Below are 6,579 nucleotides of genomic sequence, written 5' to 3'. Positions count from 1 at the left end.
TGTCGATGGGCGCTGAAGCTGGACGTGGCTAGACCCACTTAACGCACAGGTACAAAGATTTATAATTTCCTAGACTACGAGAAAAAAAGAAGAGGGTCTGTCCTCTTCTTTTTTCTCGTAATAAACAATATATTGTTCTAAATACTAAAAATTTAATACACTATCTTGTATAATATAAATAAACTGAAGATTTCCCAACACATTCTCAGGTGGTGAGTTAATGAAACATACAAAAACCTATCAATCTTCAAAAGTGAACACCCCTAATGGAACAATCATCATTGAGGGGCCACTGCCTTCGAGCGAACTGTCAAAATACCATTTCCATGAAGATTTAACAGCTTTTCGACCTGCTCCAAAGCAATTTGAAGCTATTTTAAGTATCGCTGATTTTCCTGAAGGACGTATTGTTATTGCCAGAACCGAACACACAATTATCGGATATGTAACTTATTTACATGCAGACCCACTCGAACGATGGTCCAAATTCAAGATGGAAGATCTTCTTGTTTTAGGAGCCATAGAAGTAATCCCTGCTTACCGTGCAGTAAAAATTGCTTCGAAACTATTGCAGGTCTCAATGTCAGATGAATATATGGAAAATTATATTATCATTTCTACTGAATACTATTGGCATTGGGATATGAAAGGGACAAAATTAAGTATTTGGGATTATCGAAAGGTTATGGAAAAGATGATGGCTGCTGGCGGATTAGTACCATCCCCTACAGATGATCCAGAGATTATTTCTCATCCTGCGAATTGCCTTATGGTTCGTATTGGCAAAAATGTTCCTGACGTATCAATTAAACAATTTGATAAACTAAGATTTTTACAACGGCATCAATACCGGAATATGAGGGAGGGGTTTTAAATGTTCATAGAAAATATTATGCAAACAAATGTAACAACACTTCCACCGACAGCAACAATAGCAGAAGCCTTACGATTAATACAGGAACAACATATTAGACATATTCCTATCGTAGATGAGGAACAATCCGTCATTGGAATTGTATCAGACCGTGATATAAGAGATGCAAGTCCGTCAATATTCGACAAAAATCCAAAACAAGCAGATCTTCATAAAGAAATTCAAACCATTATGAGTCATCCCGTTATTACAATACACCCATTAGATTTTGTGGAAGAAATTGCTCGTATATTTTATGATGAGGAGTTTTCATCATTACCTGTTGTCAGCAAAAATCAACTCGTAGGAATTGTGACAGAAAAAGATATGTTTTATACATTAATTCAATTGACAGGTACTCATGTCCAAAGCTCTCACATTGAAGTCAAAGTGCCACATAAACCAGGTATTCTGCCCGAGGTTGCTGCTGTTTTTGGTAAGCGAAAAGCAAACATTACGTCATTATTAGTATACCCATATAAAGATGACCCAAATTATAAAGTCCTTGTATTTCGTATCCAGACAATGAATCCCTCACCGGTTATACAAGATTTAAAAGAGGCGGGATATGAACTAATGTGGCCAAATAATTTAATGGAGTTCCAAAACTATGAAGTGTAAATCTGCATTTGTTTACTCAGACGCACTTTTAAAATATCATTTTTATCCGGATCATCCCTTTAACCAAAAAAGGGTATTATTGGCTAAAGAATTATTGCAGTATGCAAATACATTAGAAGACAGTGATATCCTGAAACCTCGCAGTGCAAAAGACGAAGAGCTATTGCTTTTTCATGACCATGCCTATATTGAAGCAGTGAAAAAAGCTAGTATTGGAAAACTAACAAAAAACCAGGGGATGGAATATGGCATTGGAACAGAGGACACACCTATGTTTCCAAATATGCATGAAGCATCCTGTTACCTGGTTGGTGCAACATTAACAGCAGTAGACGCTGTACTTGGAAATCATGTGAATCATGCGCTTAACTTAGGGGGTGGACTTCATCATGGCTTTAAAGGAAAAGCTTCTGGCTTCTGTATCTATAATGATGGTGCCATAGCAATCAAATATATTCGCGAAAAATATAACTTAAGAGTACTATACGTAGATACGGATGCTCACCATGGAGATGGAGTTCAATGGGCATTTTATGACGATCCGAATGTTTGTACGCTTTCCATTCACGAGACCGGCAGATACCTTTTTCCAGGTACTGGAAACACCAATGAACGTGGAATTAAAAAAGGGCATGGCTATGCGTTTAATTTACCTGTAGATGCCTTTACGCAAGATGAATCATTTTTACACCTTTATGAATCCGCTTTCAGAGAAATCATTGAATTTTTTAAGCCTGATGTTATTGTTACACAAAATGGTGCTGACGCTCATTGCTTTGATCCATTAACTCATTTATGTACAACGATGGTAACATACGAAAAAATACCGATGCTTGCCCATCATTTAGCACATACTTACACTAATGGCAAATGGATTGCTCTTGGCGGTGGTGGCTATGATATGTGGCGTGTTGTTCCCCGCGCATGGGCACAGATATGGAATGTTATGAAAAATGGTAAGTTGCAGGAAGGTTCTATGCCTTCCAAATGGATAACAAAATGGCAAAAAAAATCTCCTGTTTCCTTACCAGAAAAATGGCATGATGATAAAAAGATTATCCCAGATATTCCAAGAAGGAAAGAAATTAATGAAAAAAACAATAAACTTTTATTAAATGCACTAAAATATGCAAAACCAAAAAATGGATAAATAGTTTTAAAACAATAAAGAGATGACTTCTTTAAGGTCATCTCCTTTTAATCATCTTAATCAACGTTAGATCCTTCCCCATCTTCTAAAATAACAATCTCAACTCTTCTGTTTTTACTCATATTCTCACCTGTTGTATTTGGTTCTACAGGGTTTGTATCACCATAACCAGCAATACTGAATCGTGCTACATCTAAATCATGGTTATTTATTAGGTATCTTGTAACACTACTTGCCCGAGCTCCAGATAATTCCCAATTGGAAGGATAAGTATAGGAAGCTATTGGTCTACTATCCGTATGACCTTCAACTCTAACATTATTAGGTAATTCTGCTAAAAGAGAGCCGATTTTTTCCAGGAACTCTTTGCCAGGATCTAAAATATCCGCTTTGGCTGTATCAAACAAAATACTCTCTTGTAAGACTAATACAACCCCTCTTTCCGTTCTATTAGCAGAAATCACATTATTTAAATCGTTTTTATCTAGATATCCTTTCACATCTTTCATCAACTTGTCTAAAGAATTTTCTTGTTTTGATTTCATTTCGTTTATGAACTTAGCGGACTTCATTTCTTTTTGGATATCCTTATTAGCCATTTGTGCAGAATTTTCGGATGGATGTTCCATTGGAATTGATGATGGGTAAAAATCCAGAATCATTCGATTGCGAAATGAATCCGATATAGCTTCAAATTTGGTAGAGTCTATTTGAGACATGGAAAACAAAAGGATAAAGAAAACAAGAATAAGCGTAATCATATCTGAATAGGTGACCATCCACTTAGGCGCTCCACTGTTTTTGCCTCTATTCATTCTTCTACGCTTCATTCGTATTCTCCTCGTCGAAAGCAATTTGTTCTCGTGTTTCTTCAAATGTAGTTTTCATTTCACGAGAGAGAAAAGCGCTCAGTTTTTCTTCTAAAATCCGTGGATTTTGCCCGGACTGAATTCCAATAATACCTTCAATAATTATTTGTTTATAAAATATCTCTTCTTCAGTTTTATTTTCCAATTTGTTAGCGATCGGAAGGAAGACCAGGTTGGCGAGAACAGTTCCATAAAGTGTAGTTAATAAAGCGACCGCCATATTTGGTCCTAAGGAAGATGGATCCTGTAGATTTCTCAGCATAAGAACAAGACCAACTAATGTACCGATCATTCCCCAAGAAGGTGCATACTCACCTGATTTCACAATAATCTCTCTGCCTTTATAGTGTCGTTCTTCTAATGCTGTAATTTCCGCATCCATGATATCATGAATCACATCATGCTCAATTCCATCCACTGCTAGCATAATACCTTTACGAAGAAACGGATCTTCTATATCATCTAATTCAGTTTCTAGTGCAAGCAAACCTTCTCTTCTAGCCTTTTCTGAAAGACGTATAAGTATTTTAATTAAATTAGGCAATTGTTGTCCATTTTGATAGAATGCTTTCCTAAAGATTTTTCCAACTAATTTAATTTGCTCCCATTTGAAGTTTATTAACAATGAGGCAATTAAACCGCCAATAACAATAAATATGGATGAAATATCCATAAAGGAAGCGGTCCCCCCCGAATCATCCTTCGATAAAATAGCTAACATAATCATAATAAAACCTAATGTGATGCCGATTGGAGTTAATAAATCTCTCTTTTTCATGCTATATTCTCCTCAAACTATCATTTATAGTATATATCGGCATTAATTTTATATAGTTGAGTTTCTCTCAATAACTCTGTGGGGTAAAACAACTTTTTTCTCAACAACTTCTTCTTTATTCATAAATTTTGTTAATAAACGCATTGCCACAGCACCAATATCATACATTGGCTGAACAATCGTTGATAACGTTGGTCGTACCATCGTTGCCAACCTAGTATTATCAAAGCCAAATACTTCAAGATCTTGAGGTACACTGAGCCCTTTATCTTGTGCGCCATGAATTACTCCTAATGCCATTTCATCAGCTGCAACAAAAACAGCGTTTGGCTTATTTTCTAATTCCAATAATTCATTTGCTGCTTCAATACCAGACTGATAAGAAAAATCCCCTTGTACAATATACTCTTCTTTTATAGGTATAGAGGATTCTTCTAACGCTCTTGCGTAACCTTTATATTTCAATTTACTAATATGTGAATCCTTTTCACCAGAAATGTAGGCAGGATGTGTATGATGCTCGCCGATTAGAAACTTTGTTGCTTCATATGCTGCCACATCATAATCAATATTTACAGATGGGATAGAGTTGGTTTCATCATATGTTGCTGCTAAGACTACAGGTACAGGAGAACTAGAAAACTGTTCAACATGTTCTTGCGTAATATTTCCTCCCATAAATAAAATCCCATCTACCTGTTTTTCAAGCATCGTATTTATAAGTTGTAATTCTTTATCTTTATTTTGGTCAGAATTACTCAAAATCATATTATACTTATACATTGTAGCTATATCCTCAATTCCCCTGGCTAATTCTGCAAAGAAAATACTTGATATATCTGGAATAATTGCTCCTACTGTTGTTGTTTTTTTACTAGCTAAACCTCTTGCAACTGCATTTGGCCGATACCCCAATTGTTCAATCGTATTTAAAACCTTCTTGCGTGTTGTCGGCTTAACATTTGGATTACCATTCACAACCCGAGAAACAGTTGCCATTGATACATTTGCTTCTCTTGCTACATCATATATTGTTATATTCATTTCATTCTTCCTCCTCGCTGATCTCTAACACTTGTCGCTATTAACTTTATCATACTCTACGATTGAAAAAAACACAAAAATAAGGGGATAATCCTAATAGGATTATCCCCTTATTTCATATTCTTAAGAATGAACTGTCAGATGTTTTTCTAATTCATTCATAAAATTATCAAACATGCCTAAATCCATTTGTTGTGCAGAGTCAGAAAGAGCTACGGCTGGGTCTGGATGAACTTCTGCCATAACTCCATCAGCCCCAATTGCAAGTGCAGCTTTAGCTGTTGGTAAAAGCAAATCTCTTCGACCTGTGGAATGTGTAACATCAACCATAACTGGCAAATGCGTTTCTTGCTTTAAAATCGGTACTGCTGAAATATCTAGTGTATTTCTTGTTGCTTTTTCATAGGTTCTAATTCCTCGTTCACATAAGATAATATTACTGTTTCCACGAGAAATAATATATTCTGCCGCATTAGTAAACTCTGATATTGTGGCTGACATTCCGCGTTTAAGCAATACTGGTTTATTAACATCTCCAGCTGCTTTTAATAATTCAAAATTCTGCATGTTTCTTGCACCAATTTGAATAATATCCAGATAATCAACTGCTTTTTCTATATCTGCCGGATTCACAATTTCACTTATTACAGCTAAGTCATACTCGTCTGCAACCTGTTTTAAAATTTGCAGTCCTTCTTCACCAAGCCCCTGGAAATCGTATGGAGAAGTGCGTGGTTTAAAAGCTCCACCCCGCAGAAGTTTAATACCTTTATTTTTTACAGCTGCAGCTACTTGAGCTACCTGTTCATAACTTTCAACTGCACATGGCCCCATCACATAATGTGGATTACCATCACCGATTTGTTCGCCTTTTACATTAATAATAGTATCTTCGGATTTCTTCTTACGCGATACAAGCAATGCTTTTCGATGGTCGTCCTCTTGAAGCTCTAAACTTGCCTTGAAAATTTCTTTAAAAATGTGTTCAATTGTAGAGTTTTCAAAAGGGCCATCATTATGTGTTGTAATTTGATTAAGCATATCCCGCTCACGAACAGGATCAAATCGCTTCATACTTTGCTTTTCTTTTACTTCACCTATTTGCTGAACTACTTTTGCTCGTTCATTAATTAAATCAAGGATTTGTAAGTTTAAATCATCCATTTGATTTCTTAAAATTTCCATTTCATTGTTTGTCATTATA

7 protein-coding genes are annotated in these 6,579 nt (G+C 35.8%); 3 read left to right on the top strand and 4 right to left on the bottom strand.

The window, feature by feature from the left end:
• Positions 1 to 220: 220 nt before the first annotated feature.
• From GZ63_RS0114695 to GZ63_RS0114685, 3 genes are read left to right on the top strand one after another with little or no spacing between them, the layout of a single operon-like run.
• Positions 221 to 874 carry a GNAT family N-acetyltransferase gene (locus tag GZ63_RS0114695; protein ID WP_029270855.1) on the top strand — a complete coding sequence of 218 codons (654 nt, stop codon included), beginning with the start codon at positions 221 to 223 and terminating at the stop codon, positions 872 to 874.
• A complete protein-coding gene (locus GZ63_RS0114690) occupies positions 875 to 1,534 on the top strand; it encodes an acetoin utilization AcuB family protein (RefSeq protein ID WP_029270853.1) in 660 nt (219 codons plus the stop codon).
• Complete coding sequence (locus GZ63_RS0114685; protein ID WP_029270851.1) at positions 1,524 to 2,684, top strand: acetoin utilization protein AcuC; 1,161 nt, start codon at positions 1,524 to 1,526, stop codon at positions 2,682 to 2,684. The genes GZ63_RS0114690 and GZ63_RS0114685 overlap by 11 nt, the downstream gene beginning before the upstream one ends.
• Positions 2,685 to 2,740: 56 nt before the next feature.
• Here the strand turns inward: GZ63_RS0114685 and motS are convergent, their stop codons facing one another.
• The 4 genes from motS to GZ63_RS0114665 form a co-directional block, all read right to left on the bottom strand.
• Entirely contained in the window at positions 2,741 to 3,514 is a 774-nt protein-coding gene (motS, locus tag GZ63_RS0114680) for a flagellar motor protein MotS (RefSeq protein ID WP_029270849.1), read from the bottom strand.
• Positions 3,504 to 4,331 (bottom strand): flagellar motor protein MotP, encoded by an 828-nt coding sequence (gene motP / locus GZ63_RS0114675; protein WP_029270847.1) that lies wholly within the window; start codon positions 4,329 to 4,331, stop codon positions 3,504 to 3,506. The genes motS and motP overlap by 11 nt, the downstream gene beginning before the upstream one ends.
• 48 nt (positions 4,332 to 4,379) lie before the next feature.
• Positions 4,380 to 5,375, bottom strand: a complete 996-nt coding sequence (gene ccpA / locus GZ63_RS0114670) for a catabolite control protein A (RefSeq protein ID WP_029270845.1) — start codon at positions 5,373 to 5,375, stop codon at positions 4,380 to 4,382.
• A 123-nt stretch (positions 5,376 to 5,498) separates the two neighbouring features.
• The gene (locus tag GZ63_RS0114665; protein ID WP_029270844.1) at positions 5,499 to 6,575 is read right to left on the bottom strand and encodes a bifunctional 3-deoxy-7-phosphoheptulonate synthase/chorismate mutase; all 1,077 of its coding nucleotides are present in this window, start codon (positions 6,573 to 6,575) and stop codon (positions 5,499 to 5,501) included.
• Positions 6,576 to 6,579: the final 4 nt, after the last annotated feature.

The organism is Virgibacillus alimentarius, from assembly GCF_000709085.1.
GTDB classification, from domain to species: Bacteria; Bacillota; Bacilli; order Bacillales; family Amphibacillaceae; genus Virgibacillus_B; species Virgibacillus_B alimentarius.
This window is presented reverse-complemented; position numbering and strand designations above follow the sequence as displayed.

Coding starts and splice junctions, on each gene's coding strand:
- motP (WP_029270847.1), bottom strand. CDS start 4,331: ATGAAAAAGAGAGATTTATTAACTCCAATCGGCATCACATTAGGTTTT.
- GZ63_RS0114695 (WP_029270855.1), top strand. CDS start 221: ATGAAACATACAAAAACCTATCAATCTTCAAAAGTGAACACCCCTAAT.
- motS (WP_029270849.1), bottom strand. CDS start 3,514: ATGAAGCGTAGAAGAATGAATAGAGGCAAAAACAGTGGAGCGCCTAAG.
- GZ63_RS0114690 (WP_029270853.1), top strand. CDS start 875: ATGTTCATAGAAAATATTATGCAAACAAATGTAACAACACTTCCACCG.
- GZ63_RS0114665 (WP_029270844.1), bottom strand. CDS start 6,575: ATGACAAACAATGAAATGGAAATTTTAAGAAATCAAATGGATGATTTA.
- GZ63_RS0114685 (WP_029270851.1), top strand. CDS start 1,524: ATGAAGTGTAAATCTGCATTTGTTTACTCAGACGCACTTTTAAAATAT.
- ccpA (WP_029270845.1), bottom strand. CDS start 5,375: ATGAATATAACAATATATGATGTAGCAAGAGAAGCAAATGTATCAATG.